Annotated in this window: 16 protein-coding genes; 7 read left to right on the top strand and 9 right to left on the bottom strand. The window is 71.3% G+C overall.

Features of this window, described 5'->3' with window-relative positions:
- Positions 1-139 precede the first annotated feature (139 nt).
- The gene (locus tag OG206_RS25155) at positions 140-1,660 is read left to right on the top strand and encodes an aldehyde dehydrogenase (NADP(+)) (protein WP_327119868.1); all 1,521 of its coding nucleotides are present in this window, start codon (positions 140-142) and stop codon (positions 1,658-1,660) included.
- Positions 1,657-2,271 carry a DUF1349 domain-containing protein gene (locus tag OG206_RS25160; RefSeq protein ID WP_327119870.1) on the top strand — a complete coding sequence of 205 codons (615 nt, stop codon included), beginning with the start codon at positions 1,657-1,659 and terminating at the stop codon, positions 2,269-2,271. Before OG206_RS25155 ends, OG206_RS25160 begins: the two co-directional genes overlap by 4 nt.
- 84 nt (positions 2,272-2,355) lie before the next feature.
- Here the strand turns inward: OG206_RS25160 and OG206_RS25165 are convergent, their stop codons facing one another.
- Both OG206_RS25165 and OG206_RS25170 read right to left on the bottom strand, forming a co-directional pair.
- On the bottom strand, positions 2,356-2,553 hold the full coding sequence (locus OG206_RS25165) for a DUF397 domain-containing protein (protein WP_327119872.1): 198 nt from the start codon (positions 2,551-2,553) through the stop codon (positions 2,356-2,358).
- Positions 2,550-3,410, bottom strand: coding sequence for a helix-turn-helix domain-containing protein (locus OG206_RS25170; RefSeq protein ID WP_327119874.1), 861 nt, complete (start codon positions 3,408-3,410; stop codon positions 2,550-2,552). Before OG206_RS25170 ends, OG206_RS25165 begins: the two co-directional genes overlap by 4 nt.
- A 100-nt stretch (positions 3,411-3,510) precedes the next feature.
- Here OG206_RS25170 and OG206_RS25175 point away from each other — a divergent pair, with 100 nt between their 5' ends.
- On the top strand, positions 3,511-3,945 hold the full coding sequence (locus OG206_RS25175) for an ATP-binding protein (RefSeq protein WP_442805895.1): 435 nt from the start codon (positions 3,511-3,513) through the stop codon (positions 3,943-3,945).
- Positions 3,946-3,957: 12 nt separating this feature from the next.
- Here OG206_RS25175 and OG206_RS25180 read toward each other — a convergent pair whose 3' ends face one another.
- The gene (locus tag OG206_RS25180) at positions 3,958-5,322 is read right to left on the bottom strand and encodes a PP2C family protein-serine/threonine phosphatase (protein WP_327119876.1); all 1,365 of its coding nucleotides are present in this window, start codon (positions 5,320-5,322) and stop codon (positions 3,958-3,960) included.
- Between the two features lie 271 nt (positions 5,323-5,593).
- Here OG206_RS25180 and OG206_RS25185 point away from each other — a divergent pair, with 271 nt between their 5' ends.
- The 3 genes from OG206_RS25185 (at position 5,594) to OG206_RS25195 (ending at position 8,169) form a co-directional block, all read left to right on the top strand.
- Positions 5,594-6,322 (top strand): DsbA family oxidoreductase, encoded by a 729-nt coding sequence (locus OG206_RS25185; protein ID WP_327119878.1) that lies wholly within the window; start codon positions 5,594-5,596, stop codon positions 6,320-6,322.
- 69 nt (positions 6,323-6,391) lie between these two features.
- On the top strand, positions 6,392-7,453 hold the full coding sequence (locus OG206_RS25190) for an aminotransferase class V-fold PLP-dependent enzyme (RefSeq protein WP_327119880.1): 1,062 nt from the start codon (positions 6,392-6,394) through the stop codon (positions 7,451-7,453).
- Positions 7,454-7,707: 254 nt separating this feature from the next.
- Complete coding sequence (locus tag OG206_RS25195) at positions 7,708-8,169, top strand: GNAT family N-acetyltransferase (RefSeq protein WP_327122397.1); 462 nt, start codon at positions 7,708-7,710, stop codon at positions 8,167-8,169.
- 48 nt (positions 8,170-8,217) lie between these two features.
- Here OG206_RS25195 and OG206_RS25200 read toward each other — a convergent pair whose 3' ends face one another.
- The 6 genes from OG206_RS25200 to OG206_RS25225 form a co-directional block, all read right to left on the bottom strand.
- Positions 8,218-9,225: a VOC family protein gene (locus OG206_RS25200; protein ID WP_327119882.1), complete on the bottom strand. Its 1,008-nt coding sequence runs from the start codon at positions 9,223-9,225 to the stop codon at positions 8,218-8,220.
- 127 nt (positions 9,226-9,352) lie between these two features.
- Positions 9,353-10,246 carry an ectoine hydroxylase gene (thpD, locus tag OG206_RS25205; RefSeq protein ID WP_327119884.1) on the bottom strand — a complete coding sequence of 298 codons (894 nt, stop codon included), beginning with the start codon at positions 10,244-10,246 and terminating at the stop codon, positions 9,353-9,355.
- A gap of 3 nt (positions 10,247-10,249) precedes the next feature.
- Positions 10,250-10,648, bottom strand: coding sequence for an ectoine synthase (locus OG206_RS25210; protein WP_327119886.1), 399 nt, complete (start codon positions 10,646-10,648; stop codon positions 10,250-10,252).
- 63 nt (positions 10,649-10,711) lie between these two features.
- Positions 10,712-11,977 carry a diaminobutyrate--2-oxoglutarate transaminase gene (ectB, locus tag OG206_RS25215; RefSeq protein ID WP_327119888.1) on the bottom strand — a complete coding sequence of 422 codons (1,266 nt, stop codon included), beginning with the start codon at positions 11,975-11,977 and terminating at the stop codon, positions 10,712-10,714.
- 98 nt (positions 11,978-12,075) lie between these two features.
- On the bottom strand, positions 12,076-12,534 hold the full coding sequence (ectA, locus tag OG206_RS25220) for a diaminobutyrate acetyltransferase (protein ID WP_442805962.1): 459 nt from the start codon (positions 12,532-12,534) through the stop codon (positions 12,076-12,078).
- Positions 12,535-12,939: 405 nt separating this feature from the next.
- A complete protein-coding gene (locus tag OG206_RS25225; protein WP_327119892.1) occupies positions 12,940-14,043 on the bottom strand; it encodes a pyridoxal-phosphate-dependent aminotransferase family protein in 1,104 nt (367 codons plus the stop codon).
- 103 nt (positions 14,044-14,146) lie between these two features.
- On the opposite strand from OG206_RS25225, the gene OG206_RS25230 reads away from it, so the two are divergent.
- Entirely contained in the window at positions 14,147-15,247 is a 1,101-nt protein-coding gene (locus OG206_RS25230; RefSeq protein WP_327119894.1) for an amidohydrolase family protein, read from the top strand.
- Positions 15,248-15,430 lie beyond the last annotated feature (183 nt).

Below are 15,430 nucleotides of genomic sequence, written 5' to 3' on the forward strand. Positions count from 1 at the left end.
GGCCCCGCTTGTACGACCCTGCGACTTCTTGCCAACACCGAAGACCCGGAAATAGAGTTCCCGTGTATTCACGATCAGGAACGCTGTTCAGAATACCGAACAACTTCCCTCGTGTGGCAGTGGACCGGAAGGAAACACGGTGGCAGCAGCACCAGTCTGGAGCGTCGACCCCCGTACGGGGAACCCGCGTGAGCAGGTCGCGGTGGAGGCTACAGCGGAGGAGGTCGACCGTGCCGTCCGGGCGGCGCACGCCGTGCGCGGCGCGCTGGCCGACCGCACCGTGCGCGCCGCCTTCCTGCGCACCGCGGCGGAGCTCCTCGCGGAGGCCCAGCAGCACGTCGTCGAGGCCGCCGACGCGGAGACCGCGCTCGGCCCCGCCCGGCTGACGGGCGAACTCGCCCGCACAGCGGCCCAGTTGCGGGCCTTCGCGGAGGTCGTGGACGAAGGTGCCTTCCTCGACATCCACATCGACCACGAGGACAGCGGCAGGACCCCGCCCTGGCCGGACCTGCGCCGCTACAAGATCCCGCTCGGCGTCGTCGCCGTCTACGCGGCCAGCAACTTCCCGCTCGCTTTCTCCGTCCCCGGCGGCGACACCGCGAGCGCCCTCGCCGCGGGCTGCCCCGTCGTCGTCAAGGCGCACCCCGACCACCCGGCGACCTCCGAGCTCTGTGCCTCGATCCTGCGCCGGGCGGCTGCACGCCACGGCCTGCCCGAGGACGTCCTGACCGTGGTGCACGGCTTCGACGCGGGCGTGGAGCTGGTCAAGCACCCGCTCGTCTCCGCCGCCGGCTTCACCGGCTCCATCCGCGGCGGCCGGGCCCTCTTCGACGCGGCCGCCGCCCGCCCCGCGCCGATCCCCTTCCACGGGGAACTCGGCTCCCTCAACCCCGTCGTCGTCACCGGGGCCGCCGCCGCCGAACGCGCGGAGCAGATCGGCGCCGGTCTCGGCGGCTCGATGACCATGGGCGCGGGCCAGTTCTGCACCAAGCCCGGCTTCGTGTTCGCGCCGTCCGGAGCAGCGGGCGACCAACTGCTCAAGTCCCTGACCGAGACGGTCAGCGGTACCGGTGCCGGGGTCATGCTCGACCACCGGATGCGCGACGCCTTCGTCCAGGGTGTGGCCGAGCGCGCCGCCCTCCCTGACGTGGAGGCCCCGGTCACCCCCGGCGCGGGCGGCGAACACACCGTCTCCCCGGGCTTCCTCACCGTCCCGGCGCGGCGGCTCGCCCAGGAGGGCCCGCACGACGCGCTGCTGGAGGAGTGCTTCGGCCCCGTCACCGTCGTCGCGCGCTACGACTCGGCCGACGAGATCACCGCCGTGCTCTCCCGTCTGCCCGGCAACCTCACGGCCACCCTCCACATCGCCACGGACGAGGCCGACGGAAGTGCGGCCGGGCTGCTGGCCGAGCTCACCCCGCTGGCCGGGCGCGTCCTCGTCAACGGCTGGCCGACCGGCGTCGCCGTCGCCCCCGCCCAGCACCACGGCGGCCCCTACCCGGCCACCACGTCCACCTCCACCTCGGTCGGCGCCACCGCGATCGAGCGCTGGCTGCGTCCGGTCAGCTACCAGACGACGCCCGAGGCCCTGCTGCCGCCGGAGCTGCGCGAGGACAACCCGCTGGGGCTGCCGCGCCGGGTGGACGGGCGGAGCGCATGACGGCTGTCGCGATCCCCGAACTGCCCTTCGGCCTGGAGCCCTACGGCCCCGACGGCGGCTGGACGTACGAGAACGGCGTGCTGAGCGGCTCCGCCGGCGCGAAGCAGGACCGTTTCGTCTCGCCGGGCGGCGAAGCGCTGGAGCCCGCCTCCGACGCGCCGCGCCTGCTGGGCGCGGTGCCGGAGGGCGACTTCCAGCTCATCGCGCGGGTGCGCGTGGGCTTCGCCGCGGCGTTCGACGCGGGGGTGCTCTACCTCCACGTCGGCGAGCGGGACTGGGCGAAGCTCTGCCTCGAACTCTCGCCGGAGCGCCCCACGGTCTGCACCGTCGTCACGCGCGGCCAGTCCGACGACGTCAACTCCGCCGTCGTGGACGGGGACACGCACTGGCTGCGGCTCAGCCGCACCGGCGGCGCGTTCGCCTTCCACGCCTCCGAGGACGGTGAACACTGGACCTTTGTCCGGGTCTTCACCCTCGGGACGGAGCAGGAGCGCGCCGCGGCCCGCGTCGGCTTCCTCGTCCAGTCGCCCACGGGTGACGGCTGCGCGGTGTCGTTCGACCGGATCGCCTACCGGCCCACCGGCCCAGCCGGGCAGCGCGACGGCAGCTGACCCGCGGGCCACGGGACGGCATGCGGCCGGGGCCCGGAGTCCCGAACGGACTCCGGGCCCCGGCCGCCGCCCGGCCGCGCACGGTCAGCCTGCCGCGTACCGCACGAACTGCGCCCAGTGGGCGGGGGAGACGGTCAGGTGGGGTCGGGTGACGTCCTTGGAGTCACGGACGAGGACGGCGTGCCCGCTGGAGGCGACCTCGACGCATTCGCCGCCGTCGCCGGCGCTGTAGGTGCTCCTGGACCAGGCCGGCTCGGTGGTCGCCTCGGGTTCGCCGCTCATGTCTCTCCCGCCAACTCCTCGATCAGCGCCAGGGATTCGCCGGGGCTCAGAGCCTGGCCGCGAATGCTTCCGTATCGTGCGGCCAGAATACGTACCTCCTCGGCGTCGGTGACCAGTCTGTTCGTGCTCTGCACTTCCAGATAGGCGAGCTGCTGCCCTCCCTTCGGTGTGAGCAGGATGAACGGGCCCTCCAGGGCGGGGTGGTCCTCGCAGGCCATGGGGAGCACCTGGATCGTGGTGCTGCGGAGGCGGGCGAGGTGCTGCATGTGTTCGAGTTGAGCGGCGCGCACCTCGTGTCCGCCGACCGATCTGCGCAGTACGGATTCGTCGATGACTGCGCTGACCATCGGTGAGGGCCACCTGGTGAGCGTTTCCTGGCGGGCCAGCCGCGCACTCACCCGCTGTTCGATGGTCGCCTCGTCCAGCAAGGGCTGGCGTGACATGAACGTGGTGCGTGCGTACCCCTCTGTCTGAAGAAGGCCGGGGTAGGTCAGCGTGCTGAAGAAGCTGATCTCCACCGCATCCGCCTCCAGTCGCGCGTAGTCCCGGAACCACGCCGGATGCTTCACCCGCGCCCGCGCTTTCGCCCGCGTCACGTCCTCCTTCGCCGCGCGCAGCAGCCCGCCCGCCCCGAGCAACTCGTCCGCCGCGTCCAGGAACTCCGGCTGCGCCGTGCGCCGGCCCCGCTCCAGGGAGCGGATGAGGTCCTCGCTGTATCCCAGCCGCTCACCCAGCTCCCGCTGGGTGAGGTCCGCCCGCTCCCTGAGCAGCCGGATCTGGCGGCCGACCACCCGGAACAGGTCCGACGCCGCTTCGTCCGATCCGTCGTCGTCGCGGACCGTGCTCTCCAGAACCACCGGTACCTCCGGTACCCGTCGCCTTGGGTACCGGTACACGCTCGTCACGTACCGCGATCACCCCTGGTAAGCGTACGGTCACGGGGCCACGCTGAGTGGCGTGAAGAGCGAATCCGTACACCTCGGTATGCAACAGGCAGTGGTTGAGGCCCCGCAGTTCACGCAGTTGCTCAGCGCCACCCGGCGAGGTGCCCGGCTCGGGCGTCTGCTGACGGTGGAGCAACTCGTCGCCTGGGGGTGGTTCCGTGACGGCGAGGCCACCCACTCCGCCGCCCTCGTGGTCGCGGAGCTGGCCTCCAACGCCGTACGGCACGGGCGCCTGGAGGGGCGGGGCTTCCGGCTCACGCTCGCGCGGCTGGCGAGCGGGGGGCTCAGGATCGAGGTCACCGATCCGCGCGGGGAGCGCCTGCCCGTCCGTTCGGAGGACGGCCTCGGGATGGTGGTCGTGGACGCACTCGCGACGGACTGGGGCGTGCGGCCCTTCCCGCCGTCCGGGAAGACCGTGTGGGCCGAGATCTGCTCGGGCGGGCCCTGATCCCGACCGCGTTCAGTCAGGTCGGGTGAACCCAGGCGCCAAGGACTGCCGGTTCTCCCCCAGAGCGCTTTGGGCCGCGGGGCCCGCGGGGATACCGAGGACCAGGAGCGCGGCGTCGTCGCGGTGCGGGCCGGCGGGCCGCGCGTCCATGATCTCGTCACACAGCTGCTCGAGGGGCGCGCCGGCCAGCGATTCCGCAAGGGTCGCGAGTCCGTCCAGGCACTCGGTGATGGGCCGCTGGGGGTCCTCGACCAGTCCGTCGGTGTAGAGCAGCAGGGTGGTGCCGGGCTCAAGGGTGTGGCTGTGTTCAGGCTGAGCCTGGGTGGGGTCGACGCCGATCATGATGCCCTGGGCTTCGCTCGGGTCCAGGTAGGTCGCTGCGCCGGCAGGGGTGAGTACGAGTGGCGGAGGGTGGCCCGCATTGGTCCAGCGCAGCCGCCAGGAGCCGTTCGGTCTCGGGTGGAGGGTGGCCACGATGAGCGTGGCCATGGTGTCCGAGCCGGTGCGGTGCAGTGCCTGGTCCAGGCGCTGAACGATCCGGGCCGGTGCGTGCGGTTCGTCCAGGGTCAGCACGTACAGCATGCTGCTGAGCAGGTACATGGTCAGGGCCGAGCTGGTGTCGTGGCCCACGACATCGCCGACAACGATGGACCATGCGCCTTCCAAGCCCGGGAACGCCTGATACCAGTCGCCTCCGACCCGTGGGCTGCTGTGGGCGGGGTGGTAGCGGGCCTGGATCTGAAGTGGCCCGAGGTCGGGCAGCTCGGGCAGAAGGTGACGCTGAAGGTCCTCTGCCGTCGCCCGCAGACGCTCGTGGTGACGGGCGTTCTCGATCACGGCCCCCGCGACGTTGGCCAGCGCGGTCAGCAGGTTCTCATCTCCCCTGCTGAAGGGCTGTCCGTCCCGCCGGTCGGTGAGGTAGAGGTTGCCGTAGACCGTGTCCCGGATGCGGATGGGACCACCGAGCAGACTGTGCATGACCGGATGGTTCGGGGGAAAACCGGTGCTGCGGGGGTCGGCGGCCAGGTCCGGAACCCGGATCGGGTAGGGCTCGCGTACCAGGTGGCCCAGGATTCCCGTGCTGTGCGGCAGGTGCCCCACCGCAGCGCGCATGCCGGGCTCGGTGCCTGTGGTGAACAGCTCTGTGAAGACGCCTTCTTCATTGAGTACCCCCAGCGAGCCGTAGCGGGCGTCGACCGCTCGGGCGGCCGCCTCCACCACGCGTTGCAGCACCGTGGCCAGATCCAGATCGGCGCCCATCGCGAGGAGGTCCTCCACCAGCCGGCCCAGCCTGCGGTCCTCGTCCCCGGGGGACTTCTCCAGGCGCAGGCGCATCTCCGCGACCAATGCGTGGCGCGCCTTCTCCTCATCCGTCATGATCTATTCCTCTCACTACTCCCTCCATCGTGCGCGCGCGACGCAGCGGCCAGCCACCGTGAATCGCTCTCTCGCGGCCATCGTCGCGACACCGCTTCAGCAGGACAGGGCACCCCGATCTTCTGCAGCAGACGCTCACCAGCGGCCGGGTGACGCCTCCTGCCGCCGCGCCCTGGCCCCCGCGCCGGGAATCAGCAGGCCGGGGCAGATGTTGGACCGGCGGCGGAGGCGGCCTCCGTACCGGTACAGCAGAGCTGAGAGTGGAAGAGTCATGCGCGTCGAGATCTGGGGCGACATCGCCTGTCCCTGGTGCTACATAGGCAAGGCCCGCTTCGAGAAGGGCCTGGCCGGGTTCGCCCACCGCGACGAGGTCGAGGTGGTTTACCGTTCCTTCGAGCTCGACCCCGGCCGCGCCAAGGGTGACACCGAGAAGGTGATCGACATGCTGGCCAAGAAGTACGGGCGCACCCCCGAGGAGGCCCGGGGCATGGAGGCCAACGTCGCGGCGAACGCGCAGGCCGAAGGGCTCGGCTACCGCAGCGAGGGGCGCGACACCGGCAACACCTTCGACATCCACCGGCTCCTGCACCTCGCCAAGGCCCGCGGGCGCCAGGACGAGCTGCTGAGCCTGGCCTACCGGGCGAACTTCGCCGAGGAACGCTCGGTCTTCGACGACGCGGTGCTGGCCGACCTGGCAGTCGAGGCGGGCCTCGACGCCGACGAGGTACGCGCGGTGCTGGCCGACCCCGAGGCATACGCGGAGGATGTGCGGGCGGACGAGCGTGAGGCGGCCGAGTTCGGCGCCGACGCCGTGCCCTTCTTCGTGCTCGACCGGCGTTACGGGATATCCGGCGGCCAGCCGTCCGAGGTCTTCGTGCAGGCGCTGGAGCAGGCGTGGAAGGACCGCGAGGTCAGCGCGCTCATCCCGCTGGGCGAGGACGGCGCCGTCTGTGACACGGACGGGGCCTGCGAGGTCCCCGCGAGCGGCGCCCAGGTATGAGCACTCCGTCGAACCGCCGCTCAACTCGACGTGATTGACGTCGGATTGGGCGGCGGTCAGGCTGGAGGCATGCAGACTCCCGCGATCGACCAGGTCACAGCCGCCGAGTTCGCCCCTGAGACCACCTATCTCAACACCTCCAGCTGCGGGATCCTGCCCCGCCGGACCGTGCAGGCCGTCAAGGCGCTGGCAGAGGACAACGCGGCGGGCCGTCCGGCCGGTGCGGGCAGTTTCGAGGCGGTGGACGCGGCCAGGTCCGGTTTCGCCCGGCTCGCCGGCGTCGGACCGGACCGGGTCGCCGTCGGCGGCTCCGTCGCCGCACACGTGGGCATTGTCGCGGCGTCGCTTCCCTCCGGAGCGGAAGTCCTGGCCCCGGAGGGGGAGTTCAGCTCCGTCGTGAGCCCGTTCGCGGTGCGCGGCGATCTGAAGATGAGGTACGTCCCGCTGGATGAGCTGGCCGATGCCGTACGCCCCGGTACCGCGATCGTCGCCTTCTCCTCCGTCCAGTCCGCCGACGGCCGGATCGCCGACCTGGACGCGGTCCGCGCGTCCGCCGCCGCGCACGGGGCCCGGACCCTCCTCGACGCGAGCCAGTCGGCGGGCTGGCTGCCACTGGACGCGGGGGCCTGGGACTACACCGTCACCGGCGGCTTCAAGTTCCTGCTGTGCCCCCGGGGCACGTCGTTCCTGACCGTGACCGAGGAGGCGCAGCCGGCCCTCCCCTCGCTCTACGCGGGCTGGGTCGCCGCCGAGGACCGCTGGAACAGCACGTACGGGCCGGTCGGGCAGCTCGCCGTCGACGCGCGGCGGTTCGACGCGGCGGTGGCGTTCTTCGCGTACCACGGAGCCGAGCAGTCATTGGGCCTGCTGCACGAGATCGGGGCGGACGCGCTGTACGCCCGTGCCACCGGGCTCGCCGCCCGTTTCCGTGAAGGGCTGGCGTCGATCGGGCACGAGGCGGTGCCCGGCGGCTCCGCTGTCGTCGCGGTGCCCGGTCTGGGGGACCGTGAACCGGAACTGGCCGCGGCAGGGGTCATGATCTCCGCCAGGGCGGGGAATCTGCGGGCTTCCTTCCACCTCTACAACACCGAGGCCGACGTCGACCGCGCGCTGGACGTGCTCTCCGGCTGAGCCGGCGGCCGCACCGGGCTCTCGCTGGGGCTCGGGCCGGTGGCGCACGCCGGTCACCCGCTTCGCGCCGACGGCACCCGCCCGGGCCCCAGGAACCGGACACCGCGGCCCGGAAGTCCCAACGGCCCGCGTGGCAGACTGCCGGCGTGGACGACGACACGACGCGGGGCGCGGCCCGAGGCTCGACGGACCGTACGGCGCACGGCACACGGATCAGGCCGGGCGGCCCGGCGGACACGCCGGCCATCCTGGACATGCTCGACTCCGCGGTGGCCTGGATGAACGCCCGCGGCAACACCGAACAGTGGGGCACGACCCCGTATTCGCGGATACCCGGCGGCACCGAGCGAATCGAGCGCTACACCACCGTCAACCAGCCCTACGTCGCCGAGCTCGACGGCGTACCCGCCGGAGCCCTGGTGCTGGACTCCGGGCCGAGCCCGCAGATGCCCATCGCGGCCGCCCGGGAGCCGGAGCGCTACGTACGCCTGCTGGTCACCGACCGGCGGCACGCGGGTCTGGGGATCGGGGCGGCCCTGCTGGCCCACGCCGTGGAGGAGACCCGGCGGGCCGCCGTCGGGCTGCTGCGCGTCGACTGCTGGGCGGGCGGGGGAGGGGAACTGGTGGCGTACTACGAACGCAACGGCTTCGTGCCCACCGACACCTTCCTGTCCGGGACCTGGCCGGGGCAGGTGCTGGCCCTGCGGGTCGGCTGAGGCGGTCCGGCGTGCGAGCGGGGCCCCGGGGCCCCGCACCGCTGCCGGCTACAGGGGTGCGCCGTGCCACCTCCACGAGGTGACACGGTCGCGGCCCGGCAGGTCGGCACGGCCGGTGGACCAGAGCAGGACGGTCCACCGGTCCCCGTCGTCCGGGGCGTCGGGAAAGAGCCGGGCGAGCACCCGGTCGCAGAGGTCCCGGGGCGGAGACCAGGAGAGTGACAGACCGGCGGCGATGTCGTGAGTGTGCACCAGCGTCTCGACGACGCCCATCGCGGCGAAGCCCTCCGGGTCGGAGAGCCCGAACACGTGGTGGGACCGCACGTCCGACGAGGTCGTCCGCACCATGGCGGTGAGCAGGGCGCCGCTCGTCTCCAGCGTCTGGAGCAGCCCGGCGGTTCCCGCCTCCGGATCCGCGAAGATCGAGTTCCGAGGGCCGCCCTCGCGCTCGGGCGCGTAGCGGTACGGCACTTCGCGGTCCTGCGGAGGCGTGCGCCCGCCCAGCTGGACGGCGTACGCGAAGAGGTCGTCGCTCAGATGCTCCACGGTCTCCCAGCAGTCCCACTCCAGCGTCCCCGCCGGGATGCGCCAGTCGTCCACCGGGGACTGGGTGAGCGTGTCGACCGCGAGCCGCACCGCCAGCGTCACGTCGTCGGCGGTGACCGGCAGCCGGGCTCCGGTCAGCGCGGCGCGTTCCGGCGCACCGAGCTCCACACAGAACTCGTTGCCCTCGGGGTCGGCCAGCGTCGCCCAGCCCCTGCCGTCGGGCCTGCGATGGTCGCCCACGAGCGTGGCCCCCAGCGCCAGAAGGCGCTCCACCTCCTCGTCGCGGGTCCGGCCCTCGGGACGGAGGTCGAGGTGGATGCGGTTCTTCGTGCTCTTCGGTTCGGGCACCGTGATGAACAGCAGCGCGGCCCCCGGCGTCTCCACCAGCGCCTCGGGGTCACCGGGCTCGTCGTCGTCGGACACGGAGGAACCGAGCACCGCGGCCCAGAAACCGGCGAGCTTGTAGGCGTCGGCACAGTCGACGGTGATGTGCTGCACGAGTGAGGTCATAGGTCCACCCTCTACGGCAACGGGCACTCCGGTCCAGCGAGTTGAACTGCCCCGGGCCGAGGCGGGCCGCACGCCGGAGGGCCGGGACGCACCGCGTGCGTCCCGGCCCTCCGAAGCGTCCTGCCGTCTACTTCACCGGGGTGAAGTCGCGCGCCCCGATGAACTCGGGCCGGCGGATCGGCGCGGCGAACGGCTCCTGCGCGGTGTTCTCCACGCTGTTGAACACGATGAAGACGTTGCTGCGCGCGTACGGGGTGATGTTGTCCCCCGAGCCGTGCATGCAGTTGCAGTCGAACCAGGTCGCCGAACCGGCCTTGCCCGTGAAGAGCTTGATGCCGTGCCGGTCGGCCAGCCTCGTCAGCGATTCGTCGGACGGGATGCCGGCGTCCTGCATCTGCAGGGACTTCTTGTAGTTGTCCTTCGGCGTCTCGCCCGCACAGCCGACGAACGACTTGTGGGAGCCGGGCATGATCATCAGCCCGCCGTTGGTGTCGAAGTTCTCGGTCAGCGCGATCGAGACGGACACGGTCCGCATGTTCGGCAGGCCGTCCTCGGCGTGCCATGTCTCGAAGTCCGAGTGCCAGTAGAAGCCCGACGCCCCGAAGCCCGGCTTGACGTTGATCCGCGACTGGTGGACGTACACGTCGGAACCGAGGATCTGGCGGGCCCGGCCGACCACGCGCTCGTCGCTGACGAGCTTCGCGAAGACCTCGCTGAGCTTGTGCACCTCGAACACGGACCGCACGCTCTGCGACTTCGGCTCGATGATCGAGCGCTCGTCGGCCCGGACCGCCGGGTCGGAGATGAGACGCTCCAGTTCCGCCTGGTAGACGCCCAGTTCGCCGGGGGTGACGATCTGGTCGACGGTGAGGAACCCGTTCTCCTCGAAGCCCTGGAGGTCCTTGGCGGTGACGGGCCCCGGCGCGCCCGGCGCGGACCAGATGACCGGGTCCTGGCGGGGAGTGGTCATCTCGGCGGCGCCGCGCGAGGGGTACAGGTCGGTGCGTACGTCGGTGGTCATGGTTCAGCCCTCCTCTGTCAGCAGCGGGTAGACACCGTTCTCGTCATGGTCCTCCCGTCCGGTGACGGGGGGATTGAAGACGCACACGCAGCGGAAGTCGGTCTTGGGCCGCAGCGTGTGGTGCTCGTGTCCGTCCAGCAGGTACATCGTCCCGGGGGAGATCCAGTGCGTCTCGCCGGTCTCGTCGTTGGTGAGCTCGGCCTCGCCCTCGGTGCACAGAACGGCCTCGATGTGGTTCGCGTACCACATCGACGTCTCCGTGCCCGCGTAGAGCACGGTCTCGTGCAGCGAGAAGCCCACCTTCTCCTTGGCGAGCACGATGCGCTTGCTCTCCCAGGTCCCTGAAGCGGACTTGATGTGCCGGTCGGTGTTCTCGATGTCGCTGAAAGATCGGACGATCACGGTGGGATGGTGCCTTTCTCTTCTGTCCTGCTCAGTGGTGCCTCCGCGGGGGATGTACCCCGCTCAGGCGGTCGTCTCACGGACGGACCGGGCCAGTGTGCGCAGGCCCTCGTCCAGCTCCTCGGGGGTGATGGTGAGCGGCGGCAGCAGCTTCACGACCTCGGACTGCGGGCCCGATGTCTCCAGCAGCAGACCCAGCTCGAACGCGCGTGCGCAGACGGCGGATGCGCGCGCCGGGTCGGTGAACTCCAGGCCCCAGACCAGACCGCGGCCACGGAACTGCGCGGTGGCCTCCTCGCCGCAGATGGCGAGCAGCGTCTGCTCCACCTGCTGGCCACGGGCCAGGGTCTGCTTCTCCATCTGCCCGTCGGCCCAGTAGGCGTCGAGCGTGGCAGCGGCGGTGACGAAGGCCGGGTTGTTGCCGCGGAAGGTGCCGTTGTGCTCGCCCGGCTCCCAGATGTCCAGCTCGCCCTTGAAGAGGCAGAGCGACATGGGCAGACCGTAGCCGCTGATCGACTTCGACAGGGTGACGATGTCCGGGACGATGCCGGCCTCCTCGAAGGAGAAGAAGCCGCCGGTACGGCCGCAGCCCATCTGGATGTCGTCGACGATCAGGAGCATGTCCTGGCGGTGGCAGAGGTCCTGCAGCGCGCGGAGCCACTCGGCGCGGGCGACGTTGATGCCGCCCTCGCCCTGCACGGTCTCCACGATCACGGCGGCGGGCTTGTTGAGCCCCGAACCCTGGTCCTCCAGGAGCCGCTCGAACCAGAGGAAGTCGGGCACCTGGCCGTCGAAGTAGTTGTCGAACGGCATCGGGGTGCCGTGCACCAGCGGGATGCCGGCGCCGGCCCTCTTGAAGGCGTTGCCGGTCACGGCGAGCGAGCCGAGCGACATGCCGTGGAAGGCGTTGGTGAAGGAGACGACGGACTCGCGGCCCTTGACCTTGCGGGCGAGCTTCAGCGCCGACTCGACGGCGTTCGTGCCGGTCGGGCCGGGGAACATCACCTTGTAGGGCAGGTCGCGGGGGCGCAGGATGACGTTCTCGAATGTCTCCAGGAAGGCCCGTTTGGCCGTCGTCGCCATGTCCAGGCCGTGGGTGATGCCGTCGCGCTCGATGTAGTCGATCAGCGCGCGTTTCAGCACCGGATTGTTGTGGCCGTAGTTGAGCGATCCGGCACCGGCGAAGAAGTCCAGGTAGGAGTGGCCGTCCTCGTCCGTGAGCCGGGCGCCCTGCGCGCGGTCGAAGACCGCGGGCCAGCTGCGGCAGTAGCTGCGTACTTCCGACTCAAGGCTCTCGAAGACACTCAGTGCGGGCGGGGTGATGGTCACAGCGGATCTCCTGCTCGAGGGGGGGTGTGACGGGCGGCGGGTCGGACGTGCCCCGGGGAACCGCGCCCGGGCGGGGGCGCGGAGGGGCGGAGGGGGCCCTAGAACGGACCGATGCGGTACAGCACTTCCGGCAGGTGCGTTCCCTCGGGGAACAGAGCACCGTCGAACAGCACCTCGTGCTCCAGGGGCGCGTCGTGCCGCTGGGCGAAGGAGGTGAACAGACGGTCGGATGCGGAGTTGTCCGGCGTGATGGTCGTCTCGACCGAGGCCAGGCCCTGCTCGGAGGCGACGCGGGCGGTCAGCGCGTCCAGCAGCGACGCCGCCAGTCCCTTGCCGCGGTGGGCTCGGTCGACGGCCACCTGCCAGACGACGAGCGTCTCGGGGCGGTCGGGACGGATGTACCCGGTCACGAAGGCGATCGGGTCGCCGTTCTCGTCGCGGGCGACCACGGAGGTCGCCGCGAAGTCACGGCACCACAGCAGGTAGCTGTACGAGGAGTTCAGGTCGAGTACCTCGGAGTCGCGGGCGATGCGCCACATCGCGGCTCCGTCCTCCACTCGTGGGGTGTCGATTCTGAGGAATTCGCTTCGGGCACGGGCAAAATCTGCTGGTGCGGCGGTCATGCGAATTGAATTTACCCAGCAAAAATCAAAATTGCATCGCCGGAAGGGGTTGGGTCAGCAGGAAAACTGTGTTATCACCCGGGCACGGGCCGACCTGGATGGGGTGAAAATTTGAATGCACTTGTCCTGAATTTATCGGGCATAACGGAATGGATGTGGGGTCGGTCACATCGTTGTAACCCCCACGACACACGGCCGGATTGGGTGGTTCCCTCCCGCACGAACTCCCGCGTTTAGGAATGCCAAGAGCGGGAAGACGAATGCGGGGAGCTGCTCCGGAAAAGCAGCTCCCCTTTTATGCGGGTCAATTGGGCCGAACGGGTGAACCCGTGGAATTCATCAGGCGGGCCAGGTTTCCCGCACGGCTTCGCGGGCAGCATCGAGGTCGGTGTCCAGACCCGCGTCCGCCAGCGCGCTCCCCAGGGCGGCCAGCGAGGACACCACCGCGTCACGGGTCGCCTCCGTGCCGTAGTGATTGACCCGGATCATCTCCTTGGCCAGCGCCCCACCGCCCGCGATCAGCGGCAGCGAGGGGTCGGTCGCCAGGGCCCTGGCGACCAGCGCCGAAGCGTCCAGACCGGCCGGGGCGCGCAGGGTCGTGGCCACCGGTGCCGCGTCCCGGGCATCGTGGACGTACGGCTCCAGTCCGCCGCCGAGCGCCGTGGCGCCCGCGCGGGTCGCCGCCGCCGCGGAGGCGTGCCGGGCGGTCACGGTGTCCAGACCCTCCGACTCGATCCGCTCCAGGCAGGCCTCCAGCGCGAGCATCTCCAGCTGTGCGGGGGCGTGCGGCAGCGCCGCGCGGCCGCCGTCGATCCAGCGCGCCTTCCAGTCGAGCAGTGAGAGATAGGACTGACGCGGAGCCCGCGGGTTCGCGGCCATCCGGTCCCAGGCCCGCGCGCTCACGGACACGGCGGAGACACCGGCCGGCCCGCCCATCGCCTTCTGTGCGCCGATGACGCACAGATCCACCCCCCAGGCGTCCGGCAGCAGCGGCTCGGCGCCGACCGACGCGACGGCGTCCAGCATGAACAGCGCGCCGTGCGCGCGGACGGCCTCACCGATCCCGGCGACCGGATTGGTGTTCCCGGTCGCCGCCTCGGCGTGCACCAGCGACACGAAGTCGATCTCCGGGTGCTCGGCCAGTGCCCGCTCGACCTGCTCGGCGGTGACCGCGGAGTGGAACGGGACCGCGAGGTCGACGACCTCGGCACCGCAGTCGCGCAGCCAGTTGCCGAAGGTCTGGCCGTACGGCCCGGTGACGACGTTGAGCGCGGTCGAGCCGGGACGGGCGCCGCCCCGGATGCAGCCCTCGAGGGGCAGCAGCGCCTCGCCCTGCATGATGACGACGTCCTGCTCGGTGTCGAGGAGGCCGGCCACCCGCCGCTCGATCGCCGCGAAACGTGCGGCGGTGAGCGGGGCGAGGTCGAGGAACGGGTGCGTCACGGTGGTGCTCTCTTCGGGTCGGCCGGTGCGCGGTCAGCGCCTGCGTCGAGGGTACCCAGCGCCTCCCGGAGCCCCGTCGGGACGGCCTCGTACAGTGCTGTGCATGAGTGATCACGAGGTGGCGCCGGTGCTGCGGATCAAGGGGCGGGTGCTCGTCGGACCCGATGAGGTGAGAGACGGGCTCTGGGCCGTCGACGGGCGCGTCACCTACGAGCGGCCGCCCGGCGCGGACGACGCCGTGACGCTCACCGGGTGGGCGCTTCCCGGCCTGGTCGACGCGCACTGCCACGTCGGCCTCGACCACCGGGGGCCCGTCGACGCGGCGACCAGCGAGAAGCAGGCCCTCGCCGACCGGGAGGCCGGCACGCTGCTCATCCGGGACGCGGGATCGCCCTCCGACACCCGGTGGGTGGACGAGCGCGAGGACCTGCCGAAGATCATCCGTGCGGGACGCCACATCGCCAGGACCCGCCGCTACATCCGTAACTACGCCCATGAGATCGAGCCCGGCGACCTGGTCGCCTACGTCGCCCGGGAGGCGCGGCGCGGCGACGGCTGGGTGAAGCTCGTGGGCGACTGGATCGACCGGGACGCCGGGGACCTGACGGCGTGCTGGCCCCGCGGAGAGGTCGAGGCCGCGATCGCCGAGGCGCACCGGCTCGGTGCCAGGGTCACGGCGCACTGCTTCGCCGAGGCGGCCCTCCGCGATCTGGTGGAGGCCGGCATCGACTGCATCGAGCACGCGACGGGGCTGACCGAGGACACCGTGCCGCTCTTCGCCGAGCGGGGTGTGGCGATCGTGCCCACGCTGGTCAACATCGCCACGTTCCCGGACCTCGCGGCAGGCGGTGAGGCCAGGTTCCCGCGCTGGTCCGCGCACATGCGCCGGCTCCACGCGAGCCGCTACGACACGGTGCGCGCGGCGTACGACGCGGGCATCCCGGTGTTCGCCGGCACGGACGCGGGCGGTTCGCTGGCCCACGGGCTGATCGCGGAGGAGGTCGCCGAGCTGGTGAAGGCCGGCATCCCGCCGGTGGACGCCCTCTCCGCCACGGCCTGGGGCGCACGGCGGTGGCTCGGGCGCCCGGTACTGGAGGAGGGCGCCCCCGCCGACCTGGTGCTGTACGACGAGGATCCGAGGAAGGACGTGAGGGTGCTGTCCGCTCCCCGCCGGGTGGTGCTCAATGGCAGGGTGACGGGCTGACGCGGGTTGACTCCGAACGAGGCGCCGTGTTGACCAGCGGTGACCCCCGGCCCCACCGCTCGTTGACCACCTCCTTCTCGTGACCCGCGGGCGGGGTGGCAGACCGTCCCGGCCGTCGGAAGAGTGACGGTGTGGAACTCCTGTGCCGCTGGATTCGAATGCACGCGCGGAAACCCCCCTTTG

The organism is Streptomyces sp. NBC_01341 (assembly GCF_035946055.1).
Taxonomy (GTDB): Bacteria; Actinomycetota; Actinomycetes; order Streptomycetales; family Streptomycetaceae; genus Streptomyces.

Excerpts from the sequence above, each read along its gene's own strand:
- OG206_RS25160 (WP_327119870.1), top strand. The coding sequence starts at position 1,657 with ATGACGGCTGTCGCGATCCCCGAACTGCCCTTCGGCCTGGAGCCCTAC.
- OG206_RS25165 (WP_327119872.1), bottom strand. The coding sequence starts at position 2,553 with ATGAGCGGCGAACCCGAGGCGACCACCGAGCCGGCCTGGTCCAGGAGC.
- OG206_RS25180 (WP_327119876.1), bottom strand. The coding sequence starts at position 5,322 with ATGACGGATGAGGAGAAGGCGCGCCACGCATTGGTCGCGGAGATGCGC.
- OG206_RS25185 (WP_327119878.1), top strand. The coding sequence starts at position 5,594 with ATGCGCGTCGAGATCTGGGGCGACATCGCCTGTCCCTGGTGCTACATA.
- OG206_RS25190 (WP_327119880.1), top strand. The coding sequence starts at position 6,392 with ATGCAGACTCCCGCGATCGACCAGGTCACAGCCGCCGAGTTCGCCCCT.
- OG206_RS25195 (WP_327122397.1), top strand. The coding sequence starts at position 7,708 with ATGCTCGACTCCGCGGTGGCCTGGATGAACGCCCGCGGCAACACCGAA.
- OG206_RS25200 (WP_327119882.1), bottom strand. The coding sequence starts at position 9,225 with ATGACCTCACTCGTGCAGCACATCACCGTCGACTGTGCCGACGCCTAC.
- thpD (WP_327119884.1), bottom strand. The coding sequence starts at position 10,246 with ATGACCACCGACGTACGCACCGACCTGTACCCCTCGCGCGGCGCCGCC.
- OG206_RS25230 (WP_327119894.1), top strand. The coding sequence starts at position 14,147 with ATGAGTGATCACGAGGTGGCGCCGGTGCTGCGGATCAAGGGGCGGGTG.